The organism is Streptomyces sp. NPDC049887 (genome assembly GCF_040656535.1).
Classification (GTDB): Bacteria; Actinomycetota; Actinomycetes; order Streptomycetales; family Streptomycetaceae; genus Streptomyces.
Map to the genome: position 1 here is coordinate 61644 of NZ_JBFAMM010000026.1, position 25398 is coordinate 87041.

Sequence of the window (25398 nt, forward strand, 5' to 3'; positions counted from 1 at the left end):
CAGGATCCTCCCGTCGTCCCGGGCGCCGGCCCGTGGTCGAGGAGCGGATGCCCGTGCCCGTGTGCGATCGGGCTCGGGCTGCCCGGAGCGCGCCCCCTGCGGCGCACGCCGGGCAGCCTACCCGGAGCGAAGGGCGCCCCCGAATCCGGCCACGGTCGCGGGACGCTCCGGAACCCGGCGTCCGAGGAGGGCGCGGCGACCCGCCGCCCTCGCCGTGGGCGGCTCGCCGACGACCGCACCCCGGGGCGTCTCAGCCGTTCGGGCGCAGCGTCCAGACGACCGTCATCTCACCGGTCACCGCGTCGTCCGAGTCACGGGTGATCGCGACGGTCACCGGGAACTCGGGGCGCCCCCCGGCGTCCAGTTCCGCGACGACCTCCGCCGCGGGGCGCCCGAGGGTCGCGGTGGCGGTGACGACGCCCTTGGCGAGCTTCCTGTAGGCGATCTCGGCCTTCACCGCGAGCGGCACGGCCCGGGTCAGCTGCTCCCCGAAGGCGGCGAGCACGATCGCACCGCTGGCGGACTCGGCGAGCGTGAACATCGCTCCGGCGTGCGGCCCGCCGACGTGGTTGTGGTAGTCGGCCTGGTCCGGCAACCGGACGACGGCACGCTGGGCGGAGGTCTCCAGGAACTCCAGGTTCAGGGTCCTGGCCATGGGAACCGTGGCGGCGAGCAGCTCACCGACGGACATCTGGTCTGCACTCATGCCCCGGATGTTACCCACGAGTAGCACAACTTCGCCATCCCCTCACGGGGGCGAACGTGCCACCGAACACACCGCACCTCTATGGTTACTCGCCATGTGGCCAGGACAGCAGCCGCCCGGGGGCGAGCAGAACCCGCAGGACCAGAACCCCTACACGCAGCCGGGGTACCAGCAGCCGAACCCGTACCAGCAACCGGGCTACCCGCAGCAGCCCGGGTACCCCCAGCAGGGTTACCAGCAGCCCGGTCCCTACCAGCAGCCGACCGCGCCGCAGTACACCGTCCCCGGACCGCCGCAGTCCGACGGCCCCTCCCCGGACAGGAAGAAGACGGTCGTCGTCGCGATCGCCGCCGCCACGGCCGTGGTCGCCGCTGCCGTGATCACCGGCACCCTGGTGCTGCGGGACGACGACGAGGGCCCCGAGGCCGCGGGCGGCGACAAACCCGCCGCGTCGTCGTCAGGGCCCACCGAGGCCGCCTCTCCCACCGGCAACCCGCGCGACGGCTCGGGCGGTGCCGAGCCGACGGTCCCGGGCTGGAAGGTCGTCACCAACCCCAAGCACGGCACGCAGTTCGACGTGCCCGAGGGCTGGGAGGTCGCCGGCACGGGCGTGGCCACCGGCTTCGAGGACGAGAAGAAGGGCGACGGTTCGCCCGTCGTCGTGATGACCGCGCCGGCCTACTTCAAGAGCAAGTGGTGCTCCGTCGACTCCGACCTCGACGGCAAGGCCGAGGACACCGGACTGGGGGCGACCGGCACCAAGGGCGGCCAGGGCGCGAAGGACACCGCCGAGGCCGCGTACAACGAGGCCGGGAACTGGGTCTGGGCCGCCTACGCCCAGACGGAGCCCAAGGGCACCGTCAAGGTCACCAAGGCCCAGCCGTACACGACCGAGTCGGGGCTCAGCGGCCATGTCGCGACGGCGACCGCGATCGGGGTGAAGAAGGAGAACAAGTGCGACAGCGACGGCAAGGCGATCGCCTTCTCCTTCAAGAACGCCAAGGGTGACTTCGCCTCCTGGGTCCTGTACGCCAACAAGGGCGTGACGGGCGAGATCCCGGACGCGACGATCCAGCGGATCCTGGGCACCGTGCGGCTCGCGGACATCCCGTCGTCCTGAAACCCGTTTGGCAAGCGGAGGCGGCGGCAGCGATAGTCCCCGGGTGACTTCTCGTACGCCGCCCCTCCGCCGCCGCCCCGAGTGGGCCGGCCGCAACTACTCACTGCTGACCGCCGCCGCCGTCGTCACCAACCTGGGCGCCCACGGCGCGCTGATCGCGGCGGCGTTCGCGGTGCTGGAGTCCGGCGGCGACGGCGGTGACGTGGGCCTGGTCGCCGCGGCCCGCACCCTCCCGCTCGTGCTGTTCCTGCTCATCGGCGGGGCGATCGCGGACCGGCTGCCGCGGCACCGGGTGATGGTGGCCGCCAACGCCCTCAACTGCGTGTCGCAGGCGGCGTTCGCCGCGCTGGTGCTGGCCGGTGATCCGCAGCTGTGGCAGATGATGCTGCTCACCGCGCTCTGCGGCACGGGACAGGCGTTCTTCAACCCCGCCGCCGAGGGCATGCTGATGTCGACGGTCGAGGGCGAGCACGCCGGCCGGGCGTTCGCGCTCTTCCGGATGGCGATGCACGGTGCGGGCATCGGCGGCGCGGCGCTCGGCGGAGCCATGATCGCCGCCGTCGGTCCTGGCTGGGTACTCGCCGTCGACGCGGCCGCCTTCGCGGTCGCCGGCGCGCTCCGCGCGTTCCTCGACGTCGGTCACATCCCGGAGCGGGCCCCCGGCGACGGACTGCTCGCCGACCTGCGGGACGGCTGGCGCGAGGTCATCGGCCGTCCCTGGCTGTGGTCGATCGTGGCGCAGTTCTCGGTCGTGGTCGCGGTCGTGGGTGCCGCCGACGCCGTGTACGGGCCGCTGGTCGCCGAGGAGTCGCTGGGCGGGGCTCGCCCGTGGGGCCTGGCGCTGGCGGCGTTCGGGGCGGGCACGCTGGGCGGGGCACTGCTGATGATGCGCTGGAAGCCCCGGCGGATGCTGCTCGTCGGCACGCTGTGCGTGTTCCCGCTGGCGCTGCCCTCGGCGGCCCTCGCCGTGCCGGTGCCGATCGGCGCTCTGATCGTGGTCATGTTCCTCAGCGGTGTCGCGATCGAGGTGTTCGGCGTCGCGTGGATGACGACGCTGCACCAGGAGATCCCGGAGGAGAAGCTGTCCCGGGTCTCCGCGTACGACTGGTTCGGGTCGACCGCGATGCTGCCGCTGTCGACGGCCCTGGCCGGTCCGGCGGAGAGCTTCTTCGGCCGGGAGACCGCCCTGTGGGGCTGCGCGGTGCTGATCGTCCTCGTGACGGCGCTGGTGCTACTGGTCCCGGACGTACGGAATCTGACGCGTCGTACGAAGCGCGTGGCCGGGCACGACTCCGCCCCGGTAGCGGCCGCCGGCACGGCCACCGAGCTCCACACGCGGGAAACCACCTGACCCGTCCCGCCCGCGCCGGGTGCGGAGGGTGCCTGAGCTGCACCGCCGCGCCCAGGGGCAGCGGTCCTGGCCCCGGGCCCGGACGCACAGGTCAGCCGATGCCGAACGATCCCGCCGGCGGCTCGGGCGACCCCGTCGCGTCCTCGTCGTCCACGGGACGGGCGGCTCCGATGAAGCGCCGCAGGCCGGCGCCGTACTCCACGCGGGCGGGAAAAGCGTCCGACGCCGTGCGGCGCGCCAGGGCGGCGACGTCGATCGGCGTGTGCGAGGCCAGCAGGACCGCGTTGCCGAAACGGCGTCCGCGCAGCACTCCCGGCTCGGCGACCAGGGCGAGCTCCGGGAACACGTCCGCGAAGGTGGCCAGTTGGGAACGGAGGAATCCGAACGGGGCGCTGTCGGCCAGGTTCGCCGCGTAGACGCCGCCGGGGCGGAGGGCGCGGCCGGCGGCCACGGCGTACTCCCGGGAGGTGAGGTGCGCCGGTACGCGCGAGCCGCCGAAGACATCGGCGATCAGGACGTCCGCCGAGTTCTCGGGCGCCCGCTCCAGCCACACGCGGGCGTCCGCGGCGTGCACGGATATCCCCGAGCCGGGCGGCAGCGGCAGTCGTTCGGCGACCAGTGCCAGCAGGCCGCGGTCCGCCTCCACCACGTCCTGCCGTGAGCCGGGGCGGGTGGCCGCGACGTACCGGGGCAGGGTGAGGGCACCGCCGCCCAGGTGCAGCACGTCCAGCGGCACGCCCTCCTCCCCCGTTCCGTCGAGGACGTGCGCGAGCCGCCGCGCGTACTCGAACTCCAGATGCGTCGGATCGTCCAGGTCGACGTAGGACTGCGGCGCTCCCTCCACGGTGAGCAGCCAGGCGCGGGGCCGGTCGACGTCGGGCAGGAGCTTGGCGGTGCCGTTGTCCACGGCCCGCTCGACGGGAATGGGGTCGTCCACCCTGCCCATTGTCCGCCCATGGGCGCCCTCGCGAACGCCGGAGGGGTCCGGGGCCGGAAAGGCCCGGTACTCGGTGGCCTGACCGGGTTCAGACCGGCAGGACCGCCCGTACGGCATCCGCGTGCGCGACCGCCTGGGCACGGCCGGCGCGGGCGGAGGGCGCCCGGCGCGCGGGGTCGAGGACGTTGCGCCCGAACGCCCTCCGGGCCGCGCGGTCCGGGGTGATCAGCACGACGCGCGCCCCGGCCGCGGCGAGCCGGGCCGCCTGGGTGCGTGCGGACGGCACGGGGCCGCCGCCGACCGAGATGGGCGCGACGATGACGACCGTGCCGTACCCGGTCGCGAGATCCGCGTTCGTGGACGAGCGCACCCCGCCGTCGATGAAGCGCCGCCCGTCGATGGTGACGGGCGGCCAGACTCCCGGCACGGCGCAACTGGCGCCGACGGCGTCGAGCAGCCCCACCCCGCTCTCCCGGTCGAACGCGCGGAACTCCCCGGTGACGGCGTCCACCGCGGTGACGACGAGTCGGCGCGCCGAGGGCCATTCGTGGGTGAGGAGCCGTGCCGCGAAGACGGCTCGGCGGGCCTCCTCCGGCTCGGTGCGGGCGGACAGCGCGAGCCGTCCCATGCGCGCGCCGTAAGCCTCGGCGTCGCGCGAGCGCAGCACCCCCCAGACGTAGCGGGCGAGCACGCTGGGCCCCATGCCGGCGGGGACCTCCCCCTCCGGATCGGCGAGCTGACGCTCATACAGCTCCGGAAGGGTGAGCAGCCCGGAGGAGAGCTGCACGCCGACCACGGATCCCGCCGACGTACCGACGACCAGCTCGGCCGCGGAGACGTCCGCCCCGGCCTCGGCGAGACCGTGCAGGACGCCGATCTCCCAGCCGATGCCGGCGAGCCCGCCCCCACCGAGCACGAGCGCGGTTTCCCGTCGCCCCGACGGTGCTCCCCCGTCGGTACCCGGCTTCGCATCCCTGTGATCCATGTCCGCCATGGATGCAGTGTGACGTGTACGGGGCGGATCCGCCGCCCGTGGAGGCGGGCGGCGGACCCCCGTGCGTCAGACCAGACCGGTGACGGTGCCCGCGCCCACCGTCCGGCCGCCCTCGCGGATCGCGAATCCCAGACCGGGCTCCAACGGCACGTCACGTCCCAGCTCGACCGTCATGTCGACCGTGTCGCCCGGCCGGGCGACGGCCGCCCCTCCCAGGTCCACGTCCCCGACGACATCCGCCGTCCGGAGGTAGAACTGCGGCCGGTAGCCGGTGGTGATGGGTGTCGTCCGGCCTCCCTCACGACCCGACAGCACATAGACCTGTGCGGTGAACCGACGGCTCGGCGTCACACTGCCGGGAGCGGCCACCACATGGCCGCGGCGGACCGCGTCACGCGGAACGCCCCGCAGCAGCAGGGCCACGTTGTCCCCGGCCTCCGCGGAGTCCATGGGCTTGCCGAAGGTCTCCAGACCGATGACGACCGTGGCCGAGTCGGCCCCGAGCACCTCGACCCGGTCACCGACGCGGACGGTGCCCCGCTCGACCGCCCCGGTGACGACCGTGCCCCGGCCGGTGATGGTGAGGACGTTCTCCACCGGAAGGAGGAACGGCGCGTCCGTGTAGCGGACCGGCATCGGCACATAGGTGTCGACGGCGTCGAGCAGCGCCTCCACGGCGGCCGTCCAGCGCGGGTCGCCCTCCAGGGCCCTGAGACCGGAGACCCGCACGACCGGCACCGAGTCCCCGCCGTATCCGTGCGCGGTCAGCAGCTCGCGCACCTCCAGCTCGACGAGGTCGGTCAGCTCGGGGTCGCCCGCGTCGGCCTTGTTCAGGGCCACGACGATGTGGTCGACGCCGACCTGACGGGCCAGCAGGACGTGCTCCGCCGTCTGCGGCATGATCCCGTCCAGCGCCGAGACGACGAGGACGGCGCCGTCCAGCTGGGCGGCACCGGTGACCATGTTCTTCACGTAGTCGGCGTGCCCGGGCATGTCGACGTGGGCGTAGTGCCGCGTGTCGGTCTCGTACTCGACGTGCGCGATGTTGATGGTGATGCCGCGGGCCGCCTCCTCCGGGGCGCGGTCGATCCTGTCGAACGGCACGAAGGTGCCGGTCCCGCGCTCGCTGAGGACCTTGGTGATGGCCGCGGTCAGGGTGGTCTTGCCGTGGTCGACGTGGCCCATGGTGCCGATGTTGAGGTGCGGCTTGGTGCGCTCGTATGCCGTCTTGGGCATGGCTGTCGCAGTTCCTTCCCGGAACTCGAAAGATGGACTCCGCGTCTCGGAGGGGGACCCCTGGGCCGTACCGACCCTCCCCCTGCGGGGTCCGCCGGACGATCCGGGGAGAGTCAGCTTCGGGCGCCGTCGGCGGCTGCCGCCGCGGCCGCCGTGACGAAGGCGGCCGCGGCCGCGAGGGCCGCGGAGAATGCCGTGGGGGCGAGGAAGCGGGCAGCCTTCGGCGCGTCCGCGACTGCGGACGGCGCTGCGGGGAAGGTCTGCCGGAACATGAGTCGATGATCTCCGACCGCACGGCGCGCGTCGAATGGTTTTCCCCGGGCGTGCCCGGCGGTCCTCGACGGGCCGAGCCGCACGTCAGAGGTTCTTCAGCGCTTCCCGCACGGAGAGCGGCGCGAGCCGTCCGCGGGCGGAGTCGACGAAGTCGCGTACGGCGTCCGGGGCGGTCTTGGCGTACTCGCGCAGGCTCCAGCCGATGGCCTTGCGGATGAAGAAGTCCGGGTGGCCGGACTGGCGGAGGCAGTACCGGAAGAGCCGTTCCTCGTCCGTGGCCTCCTTGTGGCGCAGCTGGTGGAGCAGGGCCGTACGGGCGACCCAGATGTCGTCGTCCCCGATCCAGCGGTCCATCACGCGGGCCCGCCCTGGATCCGCCGCGACGAGCGCGCCGACGACGTGCGCGGCGAGGGTGTCCACGGTGTCCCACCAGGAGACGGTGGTGATCAGCCGGTGCGCCACCGGGATGAGCTCCGAGGAGCAGCGTCCGACGTGTCGTCGCAGGTAGTCGGCGGCGAAGTAGTGGTACTCGCGCTCGGGCAGCTCCCAGCAGCGCAGGGCGACGGCCGTGCAGTCGGCCTCCGTGGGCGGGGGCGTGCCGTCGAGGACCGCCCGGGACAGCGCCCGGCGTTCGGGGGTGCGGATCCCGAGGAAGGGCACGACGCCCTTCATGTACGCGGCGGCCTCCCGGGCCCGGACCGGGTCGGCGGCCGCCGGGTAGGTCGCGGTGAGCCGTTCGAGCACCGTGTCGGCGAGGGCGCTGCGCGGCACCGGGAGCGTCATGTGCCACAGCTTACGGCGATCACACCGCGCGTTCGGTTAGTCTCCCCGGATGCTCGACCCCGTCCCCGGGCCGCGCGACGGCTTCGCTCTCCGCTTCGGCCGCGTCCTCCTCTCCCCCCGGTCCCGCCTGGCCCTGCTCGTCGCCGTACTGGCGGCCGCCGCGTCGGCGGTCGTGGCCTACGAGCCGCAGCATCTGCTGGTGGCGGGCTGGCCGCCCCGGGTCGGTGGCGCCACGGCGGTGGCGCTCTTCGCCGCGGCGTACGGGCTGTGCACCGCGGCGTTCGTCCCGCGCCCCCTGCTGAACCTGGCCGCGGGCGCCCTCTTCGGGTCACAGGCCGGTCTGGCGGCCGCGATCGCCGGCACCGTGCTGGGCGCGGGCATCGCCTTCACCCTGGGACGGTTCCTCGGCCAGGAGGCGCTGCGGCCGCTGCTGCGGGGCCGCTGGCTGAAGGCCGCCGACGGCCAGTTGAGCCGGCACGGGTTCCGCTCGATGCTCGCGCTGCGGCTGTTCCCCGGAATCCCTTTCGCCGCCGCCAACTACTGCGCCGCCGTGTCCCGCATGGGCTATCTCCCCTTCCTGCTGGCCACCGGCCTCGGCTCGGTCCCGAACACCGCGGCCTACGTGATCGCCGGCAGCACCGCGGCATCGCCGACTTCACCCGTCTTCCTGGCCGCGACGGGCTTCATCGCCGTCTCGGCCCTGGCCGGCGCCACCGTCGCCTGGCGCAAGCGCCACCGCCTGTCACGCGGCGCCTGAGAGGCGGGCACCGGGGCGCACCACCGGGCACCGTCGCGGCTACCCCGTCCCACCGCCCCGCGGGCGTCGTCGCCGGCGGGCTCCGGGGACCGCTCGCCGAGCACCCGCTCGCCGGGCCGCCTCCTGAGGAAGGCCGTGCCTGACGGCGCGCGGATCGCGCGACCGCCGTCGTGCGGTCCCCAGGACGGGATCCGCAGCGCCCCGGCGGAGGCCGGACGCGGCCTCCACCCCGTGCCGCTGACGCCGACGGCGTGGGGCGACCGGCGTCGTCCCGGGGGTTCGCCGAGCGTGCCGGGGCACGCGTGCGGAGCGGGGCTCGGGCCGTTGGCCGACCGCGCGGGGCGCGGCCGCCCCGGGCACGCCGACGCCGCATGCGCACGCTCCGGGCGGACGGCGTCGGAGCCGGTGGAGACCGAGCGGAGCCCGGCGGAGCCGGCCCCGGCCGGGCGTTCCGGCCTGTTCCGGTGCGCGTCGCCGCCGGCGGGGCAGCCCGCCCGACACCCCGAAAGCTGCGGACGCTACGCTGCCACGCGATGGGCGCATGATCGCGGCCCGTACCGTACGTTCCGACCTGACCAGTACTTGGACGGCTTAGCTTTCATGTCGTGGTTCGAATCACTCATCCTCGGGCTCGTCCAGGGGCTGACGGAGTTCCTCCCCATCTCCTCCAGCGCGCATCTGCGCCTGACCGCCGCCTTCGCGGGCTGGCACGACCCGGGTGCGGCGTTCACCGCGATCACCCAGATCGGCACCGAGACGGCGGTGCTCATCTACTTCCGCAAGGACATCGCCCGCATCGTCGGCGCCTGGTTCCGCTCGCTGACGGACAAGGCGATGCGCCGGGACCACGACGCCCAGATGGGCTGGCTGGTGATCGTCGGATCCATCCCGATCGGCGTGCTCGGCGTCACCCTCAAGGACCAGATCGAAGGGCCGTTCCGTGACCTGCGGCTGACCGCCACGATGCTCATCGTCATGGGGATCGTCCTCGGGGTGGCCGACCGCCTGGCGGCCCGGGACGAGACGGGCGGCAAGCACCGCGTCGTGCGGGAGCGGAAGTCGCTGCGGGACCTGTCCGTCAAGGACGGCCTGATCTTCGGCGTGTGCCAGGCCATGGCCCTGATCCCGGGCGTCTCCCGCTCCGGCGCCACGATCAGCGGTGGCCTGCTGATGGGCTACACCCGCGAGGCGGCTGCCCGTTACTCGTTCCTGCTGGCGATCCCGGCCGTGCTCGCCTCGGGCGTCTTCGAGCTGAAGGACGCGGGCGAGGGCCACGTGGCGTGGGGCCCGACCGTCTTCGCGACGGTCATCGCCTTCGCCGTCGGCTACGCGGTGATCGCCTGGTTCATGAAGTTCATCACGACCAAGAGCTTCATGCCGTTCGTCGTGTACCGCATCATCCTCGGCATCCTGATCTTCATCCTGGTCGGCACCGACGTACTGAGCCCCCACGCCGGCGAGTCCGCGGGCTGACGCCCGGCGGTCCCCGGTCTCCCAGGGGGACGGCGACGGCATCCGCCCGGCGCGGTATCTCGCGCGCCCCTGCCGCTCCCCCGGGCGGGCCCATGACGGCCCCGTCCCGCTGCGCCACGGCGCGGCGGGACGGGGCCGTGCGGTCCCGCGCATAGCCTCGCGCCGTGTTCAACGTGACGGCGTTCCTCAAGCGGCTGGTCCTGGGCCGCGCGCTGCGGAGCGAGGAACTCGGCGAGACGCTGCTGCCCAAACGGCTGGCGCTGCCGATCTTCGCCTCGGACCCGCTCTCCTCGGTGGCCTACGCGACGCAGGAGATCCTGCTGGTCCTGACTCTGGGCGGCCTGGCGTACCTGCACTTCACTCCCTGGATCGCGGCCGCGGTCGTGTTCCTGATGACCGTCGTCGTGCTGTCGTACCGCCAGGTGGTGCACGCCTACCCGAGCGGCGGCGGGTCCTACGAGGTCGCCTCGGCCAACCTGGGGTCCTCGGCCGGTCTCGTGGTCGCCGCGGCGCTGCTGGTCGACTACGTGATGACCGTTGCCGTGTCCGTGGCCTCCGGTGTCGACAACGTCATCTCGGCGGTACCGGCGCTGGCCGAGTACCGCGTGCAGATGGCACTGGTCTTCGTCGGGCTGCTGACCGCGGTCAACCTGCGCGGAGTGCGCGAGTCGGGCCGGGCGTTCGCCGCGCCGACGTACCTGTTCGTCGCCGGGGTGCTCCTGATGTGCGGGACGGGACTGCTGCGCTACCTCCTCGGCGATCCTCCGGTGGCGGCGACCGCGCGATACGGGATCGAGCCGGTCCCGGCGGAGGCGAACCTCGCCGGTCTCGCCCTGGTGATGCTGGTCCTGCGGGCCTTCTCCAGCGGCTGCACCGCGCTGACCGGGGTGGAGGCGATCTCGAACGGCGTACCCGCCTTCCGCAGGCCGAAGTCGCGCAACGCGGCCGCCACCATGGCCGCGATGGGACTCATCGCCGTGACGATGTTCGTCGGCGTCACCACCCTCGCGATCGTCGCCGACGTCCGCATCACCGACGACCCCTGCCGGCTGACGGGCCTGCCCGACTGCGAGGACTACACGCAGCGCACCGTCATCGCGCAACTGGCCGCCGCCGTGTTCGGCGGGGAGGGCAGCTTCGGCTTCTTCTACGTCCAGGCCGCCACCGCGCTCGTCCTGATCCTCGCCGCGAACACCGCCTTCAACGGCTTCCCGCTGCTCGCCTCGATCCTCGCGCAGCACCGCTATCTCCCCCGGCAGTTGCACAACCGGGGTGACCGGCTCGCGTTCTCCAACGGCATCCTGGCGCTCGCGGTCGTGGCGGGGGTGCTGCTGTGGGCCTACCGCGCGAACGTCACGAGTCTCATCCACCTCTACATCCTCGGTGTGTTCACCTCCTTCACGCTCTGCCAGACCGGGATGGTCCTGCACTGGGGCCGTGAACTGCGTACGGAGACGGACCCCGTGCTGCGCCGCCGGCACCGCACGTCCCGGGTGGTCAACGGGACCGGCGCGGTCATCACGGCGCTGGTGCTGGTGATCGTGCTGCTGACCAAGTTCACCGAGGGAGCCTGGCTGGCCGTCCTCGCGGCCGCGGTGCTGTGGGTGATGATGCGGAGCATCCGCAGGCACTACGACGCAACGTCGGCGGAGCTCGCGGTCACCGACCCGCGCAGGGAACTCGCTCCGCCCTCCCGGGTCCTGACGGTGGTCCTGGTCTCCCGACTGCACAAGGCCACGCTGCGGGCGCTGGCGTACGCCCGGGCCACCCGTCCGGACCGGCTGGAGGCACTGACCGTGGCAGTCGACCGGGAGGCCGCAGCGGAGTTGCAGCGGGAGTGGGAGGAGGCCGGGATCGATGTCCCGCTGAAGGTCCTGGACTCTCCCTACCGGGAGATCACCGGCCCGGTACTGGTGTACGTGCGGTCGATCCGGCGCGAGAGCCCGAGGGACGTCGTCGCGGTGTTCATCCCCGAGTACGTCGTGGGCCGGTGGTGGGAGAACGTGCTGCACAACCAGTCCGCACTGTGGCTGAAGAGCCGGCTGCTGTTCACGCCCGGGGTGATGGTGACGAGCGTCCCCTGGCAACTGGAGTCCGCCGCCCGCGCCGACCATCCCGCCGCCCGCGCGCCTGGCGCGGTGCGCCGGGGCGAACCGGTCCCGCCGCGCCGCTCCTGACCGTGCCGGGCCTCTTGGCGCGGCGCCCCCGCTGCCCGACACTTGGCCGATGACGCAGCGCGTGGATCTCGCGACCGTGATGGACCGGCTGGCCATCGACGAAGTCGTCACCCGGTACGCGGTGGCCGTGGACGACGCCGACTGGCCCGCCTACCGGGCACTGTTCACCGGCGACGGCCGTGCCGACTACCGCGGCGCCGGAGGCATCGAGGGACCCGCGGCCGAGGTGGCGGGCTGGCTCGCGGAGACGATGCGGCTGTTCCCCGTGCGCCAGCATCTGATCGTGAACCGCCGGGTGCGGCTGCGGGACGTGGACGGCTTCCCGGGAGACCGGGCGGACGTGCAGGCGGACTACGTCAATCCGATGCGGCTGGAGTCGGGCGACGACTTCGTGGCCGGCGGCCGCTACTCGTTCGGGCTGGCACGCGGGGACGACGGCTGGCGGCTGAGCTCGGTGACCGTGCACGAGAAGTGGCGGCGTGCCGCGTTCCTGCCCGCGGCCGAATGATCGACGTGGCCTGCCCCGGCCGCGGGCCGCTCCCTCACACTGGAGGCAGACAACGCTCTCGTGGAGGCGCCGCATGCGGATTCCGGTGGGTCGGCGGGAGCAGCTGACGCGGCTGCTGTCGTCTCCGTGGTGGCGCGGCGCGGCCGCGGTGACGGCGGGCGCGCTGCCCGCCCTCGCGTTCCCCGACCCCGGGTTGTGGTGGTTCGCCTACGTCGCGCTCGTACCGTGGCTGCTGCTCGTCCGTACCGCTCCCACGGCCCGCCGGGCCGCTCTGGACGGCTGGCTCGGCGGAACCGGCTTCATGATCGCCGTGCACCACTGGCTGATGCCGAACCTGCATGTCTTCATCGTGGTCCTGGCGGCGCTGCTCGGGCTGCTGTGGGCCCCGTGGGGACTGCTGGTCCGAACGGCGCTGGGCGGCCGTCCCTCGGCCGGGCGGGCGGCGGTGGCGGTCGTCGTCGTCCCCTCGGGATGGCTGGCGATCGAACTGGTCAGGTCCTGGGAGGGGCTGGGCGGGCCGTGGGGGCTGCTGGGCGCGAGCCAGTGGCAGGTCCCGCCGGCACTGCGGCTGGCGTCGTTCGGCGGGGTGTGGCTGGTGACACTGCTCGTGGTGGCGGTGAACAGCGCGGTGGCCGTGCTGGTGGCCGTTCCGCATGCGCGGATCCCTGCGGTCGCGGCCGTCTGCGCGTGCGCTACGGCGGTGGGCGCGGTGTGGCTGTGGGCACCGCGACCGGACCGGACCGGCGGGGTGGTCCGTGTGGCCGTCGTCCAGCCGGGCGTCGTCAACGGCCTGGGAGGGGCGGAGCGGCGTTTCGCCCGCAGCGAGGAGCTGACCCGGCAGCTGGCCGGGCAGCGGCTGGACCTCGTGGTGTGGGGCGAGAGCAGTGTCGGCGCGGATCTGGCGGCCCGGCGCGACCTGTCGGCGCGGCTCGCGGCGCTTTCGCGCGAGGTGGGCGCCGAGGTGCTGGTGAACGTGGACGCCCGGCGCTCGGACCGGCCGGGCATCTTCAAGAGCAGCGTGCTGGTGGGCCCCGGCGGCCCGACCGGCGACCGCTACGACAAGATGCGGCTCGTGCCCTTCGGCGAGTACGTGCCCTTCCGCAGCGTCCTCGGCTGGGTCACGTCGGTGGGCGAGGCGGCGGGCGAGGACCGGATGCGCGGCGGCGAGCAGGTGGTGATGGAGCTGCCGGGCGACGAGGCCCGGGCAGGGCTGCGGGTGGGGCCGCTGGTGTGCTTCGAGTCGGCGTTCCCCGACATGAGCAGAAGGCTCGTGCGCAGCGGTGCCGAACTCCTCGTGGCGCAGTCCGCGACCTCCACGTTCCAGGACAGCTGGGCGCCCGCTCAGCACGCCTCGCTGGCGGCGCTCAGGGCCGCGGAGACGGGGCGGCCGATGGTGCACGCCACCCTGACGGGCGTGAGCGCCGTGTACGGGCCCGAGGGGGAGCGGCTGGGCCCCCGGCTCGGTACGGACCGGAGCGCCGCGGCCGTCCACGAGATCCCGCTCGCCCGGGGGACGACGCCGTACGCACGGTTCGGGGACTGGGCGGTGTACGGCGCGCTGGCGGCGCTGGCGGCGTTCTGCGCCGCCGAGGGGCTGCGCGCCCTCAGGAGGCCTGCTCCAGCGCCTCCCGCACCACCCGCTCACACAGCTCATGGGTCGCGAGTGCGTCCTGGGCGCTGAGGAACCTCTCCGCGCGGACGGCGTCGAGGAAGGCGAGCACGGCCTGCTCGACACCGCGCTGGCGGGCGACCGGCACCCAGTCGCCGCGGCGCCGCACCGACGGCTGGCCCTTGTGGTCGACGACCTCCGCGAGGTTGACCACCTCGCGCTTGGCGTCCTGTCCGGAGACCTCCAGGATCTCCTCCGCGGAGCCGCTCATCCGGTTCATCATGCCGACGGCGGTGAACCCGTCCCCCGACAGCTGGAGCACCACGTGGTGCAGGTGCCCGTCGCGGACCCGGGCCCGTACGCCGGTGTGCTCGACGGGCCCGGGGAGCAGGAAGCGCAGGGTGTCGACGACATGGATGAAGTCGTCGAGCACGAGGGTGCGGGGGTCCTCGGGGAGGCCGACCCGGTTCTTGCGCATGAGGATGAGATCGCGCGGGTGCTCAAGGCACTGGGCGTACCCGGGGGCGAAGCGCCGGTTGAAGCCGACCGCCAGGCTGGTACGGGTCCGTTCGGAGAGCTCCACCAGCCGCTGGGAGTCGTCGAGTTCGTACGCGAGGGGCTTGTCGACGTACGTGGGGACCCCGGCCTCCAGCAGCCGGGTCGCGATCCCCGGGTGCACGGTGGTCGGGGCGTGGACGAAGGCGGCGTCGAGCCCGGCGGCGAGGAGGGAGTCCAGGGTGGTGTGGCACTGGGGGCCCGGGACGCGGTGGGCCGCCGCGACCCGGTCGAGGGTGGCCGCCGTCCGGGTGTGCAGATGCAGCTCGACGCCCGGCAGGGTCGTGAGGACCGGCAGATACGCCTTCTGCGCGATGTCCCCGAGCCCGATGCAGCCGACCTTCACCTTGACCTCCCCGGTCCGCCTGTCCTGCCTGCCGTCGGCGCGGCGCTGCCGTCCGCTCCGCCCCGGCAGCATACGTCCGCCGTGAAGGCCGGAGCGGGACCGGTCGAGCCGGAGCGGCACGCGCTGTCCCTGGTGGCCCGGTGCCGGAGCCTGGTGTTCCCCTGCGCCGCCGGTCGGTACCCTCCCTCCGTGCCCGGAGGGGCGAACCCAGGAAGGGCTTCGCCGAACTGATCGGCGGCAGGCCCCGGGGCGGCGTGATCCGGCCAGGAGTCGTCCCTGAGACAGCCGGCGGCTGCCCGGGGGTGACGTCAGAGGCCGGACAACCGCCGGTCCAGCCGGTCGATGGCCGCCCGTACCCCGTTGCCGTAGCCGTCGTCGCCGAGTGCGGCCGAGGCCGCCCTGGCACGGTCCAGATGGACCCGGGCGGCCTCGGGGCGATGCAGCTTCAGGTAGTCGGCGGCCAGATTGAGATGGAGCGAGGGATAGAGCCCCCGCGCGGCGACGGCGGCCTCGTGCCGTTCCGGGCGCTCCTCGGTGAGCGCCTCGGCGGCCGCGAGCGCCCTGAGGTCCCAGGCGAGTTCGTCCCCGGGATCGTCCTGGGTGTCCGCCAGATAGTGGGCGAGCGTGCAGCGGTGCAGAAGATCGCCTTCCTGACCGAGCTGCGCCCAGAGCGCGGAGAAGCGGTTGCGTGCCTCCTCGCGGTCCCCGCCGTGGAGCAGCATGATCGCCTGCCCGATCCTGGTGGTCATGACCGCGTCACCCGACGCCCCCTGTTGCTCCACCACTGCGGCCCTCCAGCGCCTCGACCCGTCCTCCCGACGCTAGCCGCCGCCGAGGGCAATGCGGCACAGGCTCGGGCGGTGACCCGAACCTGTCAGCCAGGTGCGCCAAACGTCAGCCCAGGTCGGGGATGCGCCAGTCGACGGCGTCATGGCCCTGGGCGGCGACCGCCTCGTTGATCCGGGTGAACGGACGGGACCCGAGGAAACGCTTCGCGGACAGCGGCGACGGGTGCGCGCCCTTCACCACGACATGGCGGGTCTCGTCGATCAGCGGCAGCTTCTTCTGGGCGTAGTTGCCCCACAGCACGAAGACCGCCGGCTCCGGCCGGGAGGCGACCGCACGGATCACCGCGTCGGTGAACTTCTCCCAGCCCTTGCCCTTGTGCGAGTTAGCCTCCCCGGCGCGTACGGTCAGCACGGCGTTGAGCAGCAGGACCCCCTGCTCGGCCCACGGCATCAAGCAGCCGTTGTCCGGCACCGGGAGACCGAGATCCTCCTGCATCTCCTTGTAGATGTTCCGCAGCGAGGGCGGGATCCTCACCCCGGGGCGCACGGAGAAGCAGAGGCCGTGCCCCTGCCCCTCACCGTGATACGGGTCCTGCCCCAGGACCAGCACCTTCACCCGGTCGTAGGGCGTGGCCTCCAGCGCCGCGAAGACCTCCTCGCGAGGCGGGTACACCGGCCCCCTGGCGCGCTCGTCCTCGACGAAGTCGACGAGCTCCTTGAAGTACGGCTTCTGGAGCTCCTCGCCGAGGACGCCGCGCCAGGACTCGGGCAGCATGTCGGTGTCGGTCACGTCAACAACCTCCGGTGTGCGATCAGTTACCGACGACACAACCTACCCGCGGCCACTGACAACCCTCCCTGCGGTGGGGCGTCCGGAGGTCGGATCCGCGCTACCAGCTGGTCTGCCGGTGCAGTTCCCACAACTGCATGACCGTCTGCGGGTCCAGGGCGCGCTCCGCGCCGGCGATCTCCTCGCTCGTCGCCACGTACGTCTTGCCCTGCCACAGCGGCAGGAGCCGGACGTCTTCCACGAGGATCGTCTGCGCCCGCTCGAACTGCTTGGACACCGCCCCTCGGTCGCTCTGCTGGCGGGTCTGCGGCAGCAGCTGCTGCGTGATCTCCGGACTGTCGTACGGCGTGCCGAGCACGTTGTCCTTGCCGACGAAGGGAGCGATGAAGTTGTCCGGGTCGGGGAAGTCGGGGAACCAGCCGCGTCCGAAGACGGGGTACTCGCCGTTCTTGTACCCCTGCTGGAACGTCTTCCAGGGCTTGCTCTGGAGCTTGACCCGGAACAGTCCGGACTGGTCGAGTTGGCGCTTGAGCTCGGCGAACTCGGCGGCCGTCGAGGACCCGTACCGGTCCGTGGTGAACCACAGGGTCAGCGGCACGGGCGTCTCGATACCCGCGTCCCCGAGGATACTCCTCGCCTTGACGACGTTGGGCTCGCCGTACTTGTCGAAGAAACTGGTGGTGTGGCCCGCGATGCCCTTCGGGACCATCGAGTACAGGGGCTCGGCGGTGCCCCGGTACACCTTGCCGACCAGCGCACCGCGGTCGATCACCTGGGCGATCGCCTGCCGGACCGGGAGCTTGCGGACGGACTTGTCGGAGGGGTTGAAGACCAGGTAGCGGATGTCGGAGCCGGTGGTCTCGACGAGTTGGAGGCCCTCGTTCGCCTTCTTCTTCTCCTGGAGGTCCACGACCTCCTCGGCGGTCAGACCGCGGTAGGTGGCGTCGATCTCCTTCCGCTTCAGCGCCGCGACCATGGCCTCGGACTGGGTGAAGTAGCGAATGGTGACGGCGTCGTTCTTGCGGTCGGCGAACCCGTTGTAGCGGGTGTTCTTCTTCAGCTCCGCCTTCGAGCCCTCCTGGTAGGACTCCAGGACGTACGGGCCGGAGCCGGTGAGCTTGCCGTCCTCCCGGAGCTTGTCCGCCGGGTACTCGGCCGGGTCCACCAGGGACATCGCGGGCGTGGCGAGGATGAACGGGAAGGTGGCGTCGGGCTTGGTCAGGTGGAAGGTGACGGTTCGCTCGTCGTCCTGCTTGACCTCGCGCAGCGAGCCGAGGAGGCCGTTGGGACCGCTGTCCACGTCGATCTTCTGGATGCGGTCGATGGAGTGCTTGACCGCGGCCGCGTCGAGCGGGTGTCCGTTGGAGAAGGTCAGGCCCTCACGGAGGGTGCACTGGAATGCGGTATGGGCCTGATTGGTGAACTTGCACTTCTCGGCCGCGTCAGGCTGCGGCGCGGTGCTTCCGGTCGGGAAGCTCAGAAGGGTCTGGAAGACATTGCGGTACAGCTCCCAGGAGCCGTCATACGCGGCGGCCGGGTCGAGTGTGCTGGGTGCACTCGTCGTACCGACCACTATGGGCCGCGCCCCATCGGCGTCGTCGTCCGAAAACAGACCGCATCCCGCCACCAGGGATATGGACGCAAGGGCTGCAGCCGCCTGCAGCATCGTCCGGTTGAACACGTGCACGCTCCTCGTTCAGCCATGGGTCGGCGAACCATACCGCAGTGCCCCGCCGGAACAACGTGGCGGTCCGGCGGGGCGCTCAAGGCCATCTCAAGCCATTCGGGTGGAAATCGACTCAGTGGACTCCGGCGTTGAGAAAAATACCGCCGTCCACCACGAGTGTCTGCCCCGTGATCCAGTCCGATTGGTCGGAAGTGAGGAACGCGGCCGCCCCCCCGATGTCCGACGGGACGCCGAGCCGGCCCATCGGGTACACCGCGGCGGCCTCGGCCTCCCGGCCCTCGTACAGCGCCTCGGCGAACTTCGTCTTGATCACGGCGGGGGCGATCGCGTTGACCCGGACCGCCGGCGCGAACTCGTGCGCCAGCTGGAGGGTCAGATTGACCATGGCCGCCTTGCTCATGCCGTACGCCCCGATGAAGGGGGACGCGGAGAGCCCCGCGACGGACGCGATGTTCACGATCGCGCCGCCGTTCTCCTTCTGCCAGGCCTTCCAGGTCTGCTGGGCGAAGCCGAGCGCCGAGATCACGTTCGTCTCGTACACCTTGCGGGCGACGTTGAGGTCGAGTTCCGCGATGGGGCCGAACACCGGGTTGGTGCCGGCGTTGTTCACGAGGAAGTCGACGCGGCCGAACGCCTCCATGGCACGTTCGACGGCGATGGCCTGGTGTGCCTCGTCGTGGGCCTTGCCCGCGACGGCGATCACCCGGTCCGCGCCGAGGCTCTCGACGGCCTCCTTCAGCGCGTCCTCGCCGCGGCCGGTGATGCACACCCGGTCGCCGCGGGCGACGAGCGCCTCGGCGACACCGTAGCCGATGCCGCGGCTGCCGCCCGTCACCAGGGCCGCCTTGCCGGACAGCGGGGGAAGCTCTCGCTCCTGTGCGGTCATGTCGGTCGCCTCCGGTTCAGTTGAGCGGGCCGCCGGCCACGTACATGACCTGACCCGAGACGAATCCGGCGTCGTCGCCCGTGAAGAAGGCGATCGCGTTCGCGACGTCCTCCGGCCGGCCGACCCGCTGAACCGGGATCTGGGTGGCGGCAGCGGCCTGGAACTCCTCGAAGCCCATGCCGACCCGGGAGGCGGTCTGGGCGGTCATCTCCGTGACGATGAAGCCGGGCGCGACGGCATTGGCGGTGACGCCGAACTTGCCGAGTTCCTTGGCGAGGGTCTTGGTGAAGCCCTGCAGACCGGCCTTGACCGCCGAGTAGTTCGCCTGGCCCCGGTTCCCCAGCGCGGAGCTGGAGGAGAGGGAGACGATCCGGCCGAAGCCCGCGTCGACCATGTGCTTCTGGCACGCCTTGGCCATCAGGAACGCGCCCTTGAGGTGCACGTTCATCACCGTGTCCCAGTCGGACTCGCTCATCTTGAACAGCAGGTTGTCGCGGAGCACGCCCGCGTTGTTCACGAGGACGGTCGGCGCGCCGAGCTCGGCGGCCACCCGCTCCACGGCGGCCTCCACCTGGGCGGAGTCCGAGACGTCGCAGCCGACGGCGATCGCCCTGCCGCCCGCGGAGGTGATCTTCTCGACGGTGTCCTTGCAGGCCGCCTCGTCGAGGTCGAGTACGGCCACGGCACGGCCCTCGGCCGCCAGACGCACGGCGGTGGCGGCGCCGATGCCGCGCGCCGCCCCCGTCACGATCGCGACGCGCTGCTCGTTGCTGGACATGGTTCGTTCTCCTCGCCCTCGGATCCCTTGGATACGGCTCGCCCGGTACGGCCCGTCGACTCGCCCCGGAGGGTGAGCGACCGCTTAGTACCTTCAGCAGACGTGACGCTAGAAGCCCTGGCACCCGGTGTCAACGGCACACGGGGTGCCCCCCGTCACGCGCCCCCTCCGACGGGCTCGTTCAGCGCACCAGCACGTCCAGCAGCCGCTCGACCTCGGCCTCCGGATCGGCGGTCAGTCCGGTGTGCACGGGCCCCGGCTGCACCACGGTGGATCGGGGTGCGATCAGCCAGCGGAAGCGCCGGCCGGCGTCGTCCCGGGCCGCCTGTCCGGCCTCCTCACCGCCGCGGCAGACGCCCTCCACGGCGTGCAGCGCCGCCCGTACACCGGTGACGTCGGCCCTCGGGTCGAGCGCCCTCAGCTTGGTCTCGTCCAGCAGCGTGCGGGCGGCCACGAAGGACCGCGCGCGGCAGTAGACCACCACGCCCGCGTTGAAGCACTCACCGCGCTCGACGCGCGGAACGACGCGCAGCAGCGCGTACTCGAAGACATCCCGCCGGGGATCGTTCCGGGTCACTGGCCGCCGTCCTCGGTGCTCTTCCTGGTGGGGTGCGGCCAGGAGCCGATGTGATCGGTGAGCCAGCCCGGCGCCTGGGACGGCCGGGGACCGGAGGGTGCCTCCAGCGTGATGCGCTCGTGGATCGTCGCAGCCCGCGGCAGCAGGGCCTCCACATACTCGCGGCGGACCGCGCCGGTGGTGTCGAACCCGGGCTCGTCCACGAGCCATTCGTCCGGGACGTCCGCGGCGACCTCGGTCAGCAGCTCGCGGGTGACCAGCGGGGCCAGCGCGGCGGCCGCCCCCGCGATGTCCGGCCGGAACGGTGCCAGGGCGTGGTCGGACGCGTCGTACGGCTTCGCCGCCGAGGCCGCCGCCCCGGGCCAGCTGTGGTGCCAGATCATGGTGGCACCGTGGTCGATCAGCCACAGGTCCCCGTGCCACACGAGCATGTTGGGGTTCCGCCACGACCGGTCCACGTTGTTGATCAGAGCGTCGAACCAGACGACGCGGCCCGCCTCCGCGGAGTCCACTGCGTACGCGAGCGGGTCGAAGCCGATCGAGCCGGGCAGGAAGTCCATCCCGAGGTTCAGCCCGCCGCTGGCCTTCAGCAGCTCCTGCACCTCCTGGTCGGGCTCGGACAGGCCGATGACCGGGTCGAGCTGCATCCGGACCAGTTCGGGCACGCGCAGCCCGAGCCTGCGTCCCAGCTGCCCGCAGATGACCTCGGCCACCAGGGTCTTGCGCCCCTGCCCGGCCCCCGTGAACTTCATGACGTAGGTACCGAGATCGTCGGCCTCGACGATGCCCGGGAGCGAGCCGCCCTCACGCAAAGGCGTGACATAGCGGGTCGCTGTGACTTCGGAGAGCATTGCGCCAGATTACTTTGCGGTTTTGCGGCGTGGCCGTTGAACGAGCGGTGGTCCGGTCCCGTAGAACAACACGAACGGCCCGGGACGGGGCCGACTGTGGAAAGGGAGCGGCATGACCGGAACGCAGGGACCGGCGCGCACCGTGGCGCGGCGCACCGTCTTCACGGCCGCCGGCGGCGCCGGGCTCGCCGCGGCGCTGACGGCGTGCGGCGGCTCGGAGAGTCCGGGCAGCGGGGCCGTGTCCCCGGCGGACGGTGGCACGACCGGTGGTTCCACGGGCGGTTCGACCGGCGGCAGCACGGGAGGCACGACGGGCGGAGGCGGCGGCGAGGTGATCGCGAGTGTCGCCGACATCCCCGAGGGCGGCGGCAAGGTCATCGGCGACATCGTGATCACACAGCCGACCGCGGGCGAGTTCAAGGCCTTCTCGTCGAAGTGCACCCATCAGGGCTGCGCGGTGAAGGGCGTCGCCGACGGACTGATCAACTGCCCTTGCCACAACAGCAATTTCGACGCCGGCGACGGCAGCGTCAAGAGCGGCCCGGCGACCTCGCCACTGCCCGCCGCGGCCATCGTCGTCGAAGGCGACTCGATCAAGCTCGCCTGACGGCCCAGCGGCATCCGGGAAGGCGGCGACCGTCCGGGCCCAACGCACCTCAGGTGCGTTGGGCCCGGCGCGGCGCCTTCCAGCACGCGAGCACGTCGTCCGTGGTGGTGACGGTGGCCACGAGAGCGAGCGTGTTCCTGATCATCGCGGGGGTGTACTCGGGGGGCACCCCCGCGATGGCGTCCGCGGGAACGACCGCGGTGTAGCCGAGGTTGACCGCGTCGAAGACGGCGTTCGGTATCGCCACATTGGCCGAGACGCCGGTGACGACGAGCGTGCGGCAGCCCAGATTGCGCAGCAGCGCGTCGACGTCCGTGCCGGCGATCGGTGACAGGCCGTGGAGCCGGCGCACCACGATGTCCTCGTCCGCGACCTCGATGGGCTCGGCGACGCGGACCGCCTTGCTGCCCGAGTACTGCTGCACCGGCAGCCGCTCGGCGGCCCGGAACAGCCGGGCGTTGCGGCCGGCGCCACGCCCGTCGGGACGCCGCTCCGCGACCGCGTGCATGACCTGCACACCCGCTTCGTGGGCGGCGTCCACGAGCCGGCCGATGTTCCCCAGGGCGCCCGACGCCCGTGCCTGTGCCGCGAGTTCCGGCAGGGCGCTGTCCCGGCCGACGACACCTTGCTGGCACTCGACGGTGAGCAGGACCGTGCGGGCCGGGTCGAGCTGCGCCCGCAGTTGTTCGTAGGAGGGCATGCGCCCCGCCTTTCTCGTCGTCCGGGCGGCGGACGGCTCGTGGTCGCCGGTGAGTCCGGTCCGGTCCGGGACGGCCCCACGGTCCCGGAGGACCCGGGCGCGCGACGGTAGCGGGCATTGCCTCGCGGCGGAAGAGCACCCATGATTTCCGACACCACGTCAGTCGGTCGGCCGGCGGAACGCCGGCCCGCGGGAGGAGGGGCCGCCTATGGCCGTCACACAGCGCCGGGGCCGACGGATCATGATGTCGCCCGCCGAGCTGGACGCGTTCCTCGCCGAGCAGCGCACGTGCCGGGTGGCGACGGTCTCGCCCGACGGCAGGCCGCACGTCAGCGCCCTGTGGTTCGCCTGGGACGGCACGTCGCTGTGGCTGTACTCGATCACCCGCAGCCGGCGGTGGTCCGAACTGCGCCGTGATCCGCGGATCGCGGTGGTTGTCGACGCCGGGGAGGAGTACGGCGAGCTGCGCGGCGTGGAACTCTCCGGGACGGCGGCCTTCGTGGGCGAGGCTCCGCGCACCGGCGAACCCTGCCCGGAACTCGAGACCCCCGAGCGGTTGTTCGCACGGAAGAACTTCGGCCTGGACTCGATGCCGCACGACGGCCGGCACGCCTGGCTCAGGCTGACGCCGGAGGCGATCGCGTCGTGGGACTTCCGCAAGCTGGACGGGCTCTGAGCCCGGGCGCTCCTCCGGTCGGCGAGCCGGCCCGGCAGGTGCCGCGCGGGCTGCGGACCGCGGGGCGTCAGCGGGCCCGCGCCCGGGAGAGGCCCGCCCCCGATTCCCGTCCGGCCCGCGTCCTGAGGGCGTCAGGCGGTCGCCGCGGCCGACCGGAGAGCCGCGAGCGCCGCACGGATCGACGGCCGGCGGTCGGCGTCCGTCCGCCAGACCGCGTAGATGTGCCGGCGTACCTTCTGCCGCACCGGGACGAGCCGGACGCCGTCCGGGACCGGCCCCCGGCCCAGCCGCGGGGTCACGCAGACACCGAGGCCCGCCGCGATCAGTGCCAGCTGGGTGTGGTGTTCGCCGGCGAGGTGGACGATGCGGGGTTCGATGCCCTTGGCGCGCAGCGTGAACACCAGCCACTCGTAGCAGAACTCGCCCTCGGGCCAGGAGACCCAGTCGTCGTCGGCGAAGTCCTCGAGGTCCACGTCCGCCCGGCCGGCGAGCGGGTGGTCGGCGGGCATCGCCACGTCGGCTGCGTCGTCCAGCAGCGGTTCGCGCGTGAGCCCGCCCGGGACGGGGAGCCGCTTGTTGCTCCAGTCCAGCGCCACCGCCAGGTCGAGATCGCCCCTGATCACCTGTCGCAGGGCGTATTCGGGTTCCAGTTCGCTCGTGCGTACCCGCAGGTCGGGGTGGTCGGCGCGGAGGGCCGCGAGCGCCGCGGGGAAGAGGCCGCGGGCGGCCGTCGGGAACGCCCCGAGCCGCACCTCGCCGACCACCTGTCCCCGCTGCGCCTCGATGTCGGCCTGAGCCAGCTCGACCTGCGACAGGATGCGGGCGGCGTGGTCGGCGAGCAGGCGTCCGGCGTCCGTCAGCCGCACCCCGCGCCCGTTCCTGGCCATCAGCTGCTGACCCACCTCGCGCTCGAGCTTGGCCATCTGCTGGGACACGGCCGAGGTCGTGACGTGCAGTCCTTCGGCCGCGGCACTGACGGAACCGTGCCGGGCCAGGGCGTCCAGGGTTCTTAGGCGCTCCAGGTTCAACATGTAAGCAATGCTAATCGGATAACTGAAAGAAGTCTCGCTTGTCCTAAGAAGACATTGGCTCCAGGCTGGTTCCCATGACCACCGCCACGCCGCCGTCACGCACCGGTCCCGCCACGGGATCCGCGTCCTCCGCACCCACCCCTCCCCCCGCGGCCCCGCCCTCCACCGGGCGCGACCGACCGGCCTTCGGCTGGCGCCTGAGGTTCGCCGTGCTCGCCCTGATCTGGGGCTTCAGCTTTCTGCTCATCAAGGTCGGCACGGAGGGCTTCGCGCCCTTCCAGGTGACCTTCGGCCGGCTGTTCTTCGGTACGGCCGTGCTGGCCGCCGTCATGGCCGTGCGGCGCGAGGGGCTGCCTCGCGGGGTACGCACCTGGGCGCACCTGACCGTCGCGGCGTTCTTCCTCAACGCGCTGCCGTTCTCGCTCTTCGCCTACGCGGAGCTGACCATCCCCTCGACACTGGCCGGGATCTGCAACGCCACGTCCCCGCTGTGGGGCATGGCGCTGTCGCTGGTGGCGCTCTCCGAGGACCGGCCCACCCGCCGCCGGGTCGCCGGCCTGGGCATCGGCTTCATCGGTGTGCTCACCGTGCTGGGCGCCTGGCAGGGCTTCTCCGGACTGGACGTCGGGGGCACGGCGATGGCCCTCCTGGCCGCCCTGAGCTACCCGGTCGGCTGGATCTACGTCCGGCGCACACTCGCGGGCTCGTCGCATTCCCATCTGTCCCTGACCGGGGCGCAGTTGATGCTGGCGACTCTCCAACTGGCCTTGGTGACACCTCTGTTCACCAGGGTGCCGGCCTCCTTCCCCCTGGTTCCGCTGCTCGCGGTGGTGGCCCTGGGCACACTGGGCACGGGGATCGCCATGCTGCTGCAGTACGGACTGGTCGCCGAGGTAGGACCCACGACCGCGACGATGGTCACGTACTTCATCCCGGTCATCGCGACCGCCGCGGGGGTCACGCTGCTCGACGAGAGGCTTGGCTGGAACACACCCCTCGGCGCCCTGATCGTGCTGGTGGGGGCCGCGCTCACCCAGAACGGGTCCGGGGCGAGGCCCGCTGGGAGGGGCGTCCGCCCGCCACGGGCACGGAGGCGTCGGATCCCGTCGTGACCGCGTGCTCGCCGGCCGGCATGGGCGGCGAGGTGCCCCGAGGGCGTCTCGCCGTCCCGGCGGTCGCCGTTCGGGCCGGATGCCCCGCAC

At 72.5% G+C, this 25398-nt stretch carries 26 protein-coding genes; 10 read left to right on the top strand and 16 right to left on the bottom strand.

Features of this window, described 5'->3' with window-relative positions; all coding sequences use genetic code 11:
* Positions 1–250: 250 nt before the first annotated feature.
* The gene (locus AB0J10_RS26820) at positions 251–706 is read right to left on the bottom strand and encodes a DUF4442 domain-containing protein (protein ID WP_363065035.1); all 456 of its coding nucleotides are present in this window, start codon (positions 704–706) and stop codon (positions 251–253) included.
* A gap of 94 nt (positions 707–800) precedes the next feature.
* Between AB0J10_RS26820 and AB0J10_RS26825 the strand changes: the two genes are divergently transcribed.
* Together AB0J10_RS26825 and AB0J10_RS26830 are read left to right on the top strand one after the other, a co-directional pair.
* Positions 801–1826 carry a hypothetical protein gene (locus tag AB0J10_RS26825; protein ID WP_363065036.1) on the top strand — a complete coding sequence of 342 codons (1026 nt, stop codon included), beginning with the start codon at positions 801–803 and terminating at the stop codon, positions 1824–1826.
* A gap of 43 nt (positions 1827–1869) precedes the next feature.
* Positions 1870–3177 carry an MFS transporter gene (locus AB0J10_RS26830; RefSeq protein WP_363065037.1) on the top strand — a complete coding sequence of 436 codons (1308 nt, stop codon included), beginning with the start codon at positions 1870–1872 and terminating at the stop codon, positions 3175–3177.
* 91 nt (positions 3178–3268) lie between these two features.
* On the opposite strand, the gene AB0J10_RS26835 is transcribed toward AB0J10_RS26830, so the two are convergent.
* The 5 genes from AB0J10_RS26835 to AB0J10_RS26855 form a co-directional block, all read right to left on the bottom strand.
* Positions 3269–4114: a fused MFS/spermidine synthase gene (locus tag AB0J10_RS26835; protein WP_363065038.1), complete on the bottom strand. Its 846-nt coding sequence runs from the start codon at positions 4112–4114 to the stop codon at positions 3269–3271.
* Between the two features lie 88 nt (positions 4115–4202).
* Entirely contained in the window at positions 4203–5108 is a 906-nt protein-coding gene (locus AB0J10_RS26840) for a patatin-like phospholipase family protein (protein ID WP_363065039.1), read from the bottom strand.
* 66 nt (positions 5109–5174) lie between these two features.
* On the bottom strand, positions 5175–6344 hold the full coding sequence (gene tuf, locus AB0J10_RS26845; RefSeq protein ID WP_363065040.1) for an elongation factor Tu: 1170 nt from the start codon (positions 6342–6344) through the stop codon (positions 5175–5177).
* Between the two features lie 113 nt (positions 6345–6457).
* Positions 6458–6616, bottom strand: a complete 159-nt coding sequence (locus AB0J10_RS26850) for a hypothetical protein (RefSeq protein ID WP_363065041.1) — start codon at positions 6614–6616, stop codon at positions 6458–6460.
* 85 nt (positions 6617–6701) lie between these two features.
* Positions 6702–7400, bottom strand: a complete 699-nt coding sequence (locus AB0J10_RS26855) for a DNA alkylation repair protein (RefSeq protein ID WP_363065042.1) — start codon at positions 7398–7400, stop codon at positions 6702–6704.
* Positions 7401–7449: 49 nt separating this feature from the next.
* On the opposite strand from AB0J10_RS26855, the gene AB0J10_RS26860 reads away from it, so the two are divergent.
* From AB0J10_RS26860 to lnt, 5 genes are all read left to right on the top strand, one after another.
* Entirely contained in the window at positions 7450–8157 is a 708-nt protein-coding gene (locus tag AB0J10_RS26860; protein ID WP_363065043.1) for a TVP38/TMEM64 family protein, read from the top strand.
* A 600-nt stretch (positions 8158–8757) separates the two neighbouring features.
* On the top strand, positions 8758–9630 hold the full coding sequence (locus tag AB0J10_RS26865; RefSeq protein ID WP_363065044.1) for an undecaprenyl-diphosphate phosphatase: 873 nt from the start codon (positions 8758–8760) through the stop codon (positions 9628–9630).
* A gap of 164 nt (positions 9631–9794) precedes the next feature.
* Positions 9795–11807, top strand: coding sequence for an APC family permease (locus AB0J10_RS26870; RefSeq protein WP_363065045.1), 2013 nt, complete (start codon positions 9795–9797; stop codon positions 11805–11807).
* A gap of 49 nt (positions 11808–11856) precedes the next feature.
* Positions 11857–12315, top strand: a complete 459-nt coding sequence (locus AB0J10_RS26875; RefSeq protein ID WP_363065046.1) for a nuclear transport factor 2 family protein — start codon at positions 11857–11859, stop codon at positions 12313–12315.
* Positions 12316–12388: 73 nt separating this feature from the next.
* Positions 12389–13996: an apolipoprotein N-acyltransferase gene (gene lnt, locus AB0J10_RS26880; RefSeq protein ID WP_363065047.1), complete on the top strand. Its 1608-nt coding sequence runs from the start codon at positions 12389–12391 to the stop codon at positions 13994–13996.
* Here the strand turns inward: lnt and AB0J10_RS26885 are convergent.
* The 8 genes from AB0J10_RS26885 to AB0J10_RS26920 form a co-directional block, all read right to left on the bottom strand.
* Positions 13920–14825 carry a Gfo/Idh/MocA family oxidoreductase gene (locus AB0J10_RS26885; protein WP_363065078.1) on the bottom strand — a complete coding sequence of 302 codons (906 nt, stop codon included), beginning with the start codon at positions 14823–14825 and terminating at the stop codon, positions 13920–13922. The two genes, lnt and AB0J10_RS26885, sit on opposite strands and share 77 nt — an antisense overlap.
* 308 nt (positions 14826–15133) lie before the next feature.
* Entirely contained in the window at positions 15134–15610 is a 477-nt protein-coding gene (locus AB0J10_RS26890) for a hypothetical protein (protein ID WP_363065048.1), read from the bottom strand.
* A 109-nt stretch (positions 15611–15719) separates the two neighbouring features.
* Positions 15720–16403: a uracil-DNA glycosylase gene (gene ung / locus AB0J10_RS26895; protein ID WP_363065049.1), complete on the bottom strand. Its 684-nt coding sequence runs from the start codon at positions 16401–16403 to the stop codon at positions 15720–15722.
* Between the two features lie 100 nt (positions 16404–16503).
* Positions 16504–18084 carry an ABC transporter substrate-binding protein gene (locus AB0J10_RS26900; RefSeq protein ID WP_363065050.1) on the bottom strand — a complete coding sequence of 527 codons (1581 nt, stop codon included), beginning with the start codon at positions 18082–18084 and terminating at the stop codon, positions 16504–16506.
* 118 nt (positions 18085–18202) lie between these two features.
* The gene (locus AB0J10_RS26905; RefSeq protein ID WP_363065051.1) at positions 18203–18976 is read right to left on the bottom strand and encodes an SDR family oxidoreductase; all 774 of its coding nucleotides are present in this window, start codon (positions 18974–18976) and stop codon (positions 18203–18205) included.
* A 16-nt stretch (positions 18977–18992) separates the two neighbouring features.
* Positions 18993–19754 (bottom strand): 3-oxoacyl-ACP reductase FabG, encoded by a 762-nt coding sequence (gene fabG, locus AB0J10_RS26910; protein WP_363065052.1) that lies wholly within the window; start codon positions 19752–19754, stop codon positions 18993–18995.
* Positions 19755–19935: 181 nt separating this feature from the next.
* Complete coding sequence (locus AB0J10_RS26915) at positions 19936–20331, bottom strand: DUF3037 domain-containing protein (protein ID WP_363065053.1); 396 nt, start codon at positions 20329–20331, stop codon at positions 19936–19938.
* Positions 20328–21182: a HipA family kinase gene (locus AB0J10_RS26920; protein WP_363065054.1), complete on the bottom strand. Its 855-nt coding sequence runs from the start codon at positions 21180–21182 to the stop codon at positions 20328–20330. Before AB0J10_RS26920 ends, AB0J10_RS26915 begins: the two co-directional genes overlap by 4 nt.
* Positions 21183–21294: 112 nt before the next feature.
* On the opposite strand from AB0J10_RS26920, the gene AB0J10_RS26925 reads away from it, so the two are divergent.
* On the top strand, positions 21295–21789 hold the full coding sequence (locus tag AB0J10_RS26925; RefSeq protein ID WP_363065055.1) for a Rieske (2Fe-2S) protein: 495 nt from the start codon (positions 21295–21297) through the stop codon (positions 21787–21789).
* Positions 21790–21838: 49 nt separating this feature from the next.
* Here AB0J10_RS26925 and AB0J10_RS26930 read toward each other — a convergent pair whose 3' ends face one another.
* Positions 21839–22489 carry a cysteine hydrolase gene (locus tag AB0J10_RS26930; RefSeq protein ID WP_363065056.1) on the bottom strand — a complete coding sequence of 217 codons (651 nt, stop codon included), beginning with the start codon at positions 22487–22489 and terminating at the stop codon, positions 21839–21841.
* 208 nt (positions 22490–22697) lie between these two features.
* Between AB0J10_RS26930 and AB0J10_RS26935 the strand changes: the two genes are divergently transcribed.
* Entirely contained in the window at positions 22698–23165 is a 468-nt protein-coding gene (locus tag AB0J10_RS26935) for a pyridoxamine 5'-phosphate oxidase family protein (RefSeq protein WP_363065057.1), read from the top strand.
* 131 nt (positions 23166–23296) lie between these two features.
* Here the strand turns inward: AB0J10_RS26935 and AB0J10_RS26940 are convergent, their stop codons facing one another.
* A complete protein-coding gene (locus AB0J10_RS26940; RefSeq protein WP_363065058.1) occupies positions 23297–24196 on the bottom strand; it encodes a LysR family transcriptional regulator in 900 nt (299 codons plus the stop codon).
* Between the two features lie 74 nt (positions 24197–24270).
* On the opposite strand from AB0J10_RS26940, the gene AB0J10_RS26945 reads away from it, so the two are divergent.
* Positions 24271–25308, top strand: coding sequence for a DMT family transporter (locus AB0J10_RS26945; RefSeq protein ID WP_363065059.1), 1038 nt, complete (start codon positions 24271–24273; stop codon positions 25306–25308).
* The last annotated feature ends 90 nt before the right edge of the window (positions 25309–25398 follow it).

Excerpts from the sequence above, each read along its gene's own strand:
- AB0J10_RS26820 (WP_363065035.1), bottom strand. The coding sequence starts at position 706 with ATGAGTGCAGACCAGATGTCCGTCGGTGAGCTGCTCGCCGCCACGGTT.
- AB0J10_RS26825 (WP_363065036.1), top strand. The coding sequence starts at position 801 with ATGTGGCCAGGACAGCAGCCGCCCGGGGGCGAGCAGAACCCGCAGGAC.
- AB0J10_RS26840 (WP_363065039.1), bottom strand. The coding sequence starts at position 5,108 with ATGGCGGACATGGATCACAGGGATGCGAAGCCGGGTACCGACGGGGGA.
- tuf (WP_363065040.1), bottom strand. The coding sequence starts at position 6,344 with ATGCCCAAGACGGCATACGAGCGCACCAAGCCGCACCTCAACATCGGC.
- AB0J10_RS26850 (WP_363065041.1), bottom strand. The coding sequence starts at position 6,616 with ATGTTCCGGCAGACCTTCCCCGCAGCGCCGTCCGCAGTCGCGGACGCG.
- AB0J10_RS26855 (WP_363065042.1), bottom strand. The coding sequence starts at position 7,400 with ATGACGCTCCCGGTGCCGCGCAGCGCCCTCGCCGACACGGTGCTCGAA.
- AB0J10_RS26860 (WP_363065043.1), top strand. The coding sequence starts at position 7,450 with ATGCTCGACCCCGTCCCCGGGCCGCGCGACGGCTTCGCTCTCCGCTTC.
- AB0J10_RS26865 (WP_363065044.1), top strand. The coding sequence starts at position 8,758 with ATGTCGTGGTTCGAATCACTCATCCTCGGGCTCGTCCAGGGGCTGACG.
- AB0J10_RS26875 (WP_363065046.1), top strand. The coding sequence starts at position 11,857 with ATGACGCAGCGCGTGGATCTCGCGACCGTGATGGACCGGCTGGCCATC.
- lnt (WP_363065047.1), top strand. The coding sequence starts at position 12,389 with ATGCGGATTCCGGTGGGTCGGCGGGAGCAGCTGACGCGGCTGCTGTCG.
- AB0J10_RS26905 (WP_363065051.1), bottom strand. The coding sequence starts at position 18,976 with ATGACCGCACAGGAGCGAGAGCTTCCCCCGCTGTCCGGCAAGGCGGCC.
- fabG (WP_363065052.1), bottom strand. The coding sequence starts at position 19,754 with ATGTCCAGCAACGAGCAGCGCGTCGCGATCGTGACGGGGGCGGCGCGC.
- AB0J10_RS26920 (WP_363065054.1), bottom strand. The coding sequence starts at position 21,182 with ATGCTCTCCGAAGTCACAGCGACCCGCTATGTCACGCCTTTGCGTGAG.
- AB0J10_RS26925 (WP_363065055.1), top strand. The coding sequence starts at position 21,295 with ATGACCGGAACGCAGGGACCGGCGCGCACCGTGGCGCGGCGCACCGTC.
- AB0J10_RS26930 (WP_363065056.1), bottom strand. The coding sequence starts at position 22,489 with ATGCCCTCCTACGAACAACTGCGGGCGCAGCTCGACCCGGCCCGCACG.
- AB0J10_RS26935 (WP_363065057.1), top strand. The coding sequence starts at position 22,698 with ATGGCCGTCACACAGCGCCGGGGCCGACGGATCATGATGTCGCCCGCC.
- AB0J10_RS26940 (WP_363065058.1), bottom strand. The coding sequence starts at position 24,196 with ATGTTGAACCTGGAGCGCCTAAGAACCCTGGACGCCCTGGCCCGGCAC.
- AB0J10_RS26945 (WP_363065059.1), top strand. The coding sequence starts at position 24,271 with ATGACCACCGCCACGCCGCCGTCACGCACCGGTCCCGCCACGGGATCC.